The organism is Streptomyces lushanensis, from assembly GCF_001700515.1.
Taxonomy (GTDB): Bacteria; Actinomycetota; Actinomycetes; order Streptomycetales; family Streptomycetaceae; genus Streptomyces; species Streptomyces lushanensis.
Genome location: NZ_MAUD01000684.1, coordinates 294 through 726 on the forward strand (window position 1 = coordinate 294; position 433 = coordinate 726).

Below are 433 nucleotides of genomic sequence, written 5' to 3' on the forward strand. Positions count from 1 at the left end.
CTGGGCGCGGACGCGGGCAGCGCCGCCGCACTGGCGGAGATGCTGCACGGGGCCGGGCTGCTGCCGTCCGAACGGCACGAGCGGGTCCGGAACATCGTCGCCTCACCGCTGGCCGGTCTCGACGGATCCGGGAGCGGAGTCCTGGACGGGAGTGGGGGCGCGGACGGGGACGGACTCGGTCTCGGACTCGGTCAACCGCAGTCGTGGGCACGGGAACTGGACGACTTCCTGTGCGCGAGCGAGGCGGCGACCGGTCTCTCCGGCCGCTTCCTCTTCGCGCTGGACGACGGTCGTGGCGATGTGGCGGCCCTCGGCGCGGATGTGACGTTGCTCGCACGGCGGGACGGTACGGCGACCTTGCATACCGGGGCGAACCGGTCAGGTCTGCGGGTGAACGCCGCCGACGCGGCAAGGGCCGCCCTGCTGGCCGCGG

Annotated in this window: 1 pseudogene; it reads left to right on the top strand. The window is 73.9% G+C overall.

From position 1 onward, the window contains the following. Positions 1–433: pseudogene (locus tag BFF77_RS32395) on the top strand (hypothetical protein); the annotation flags it as partial.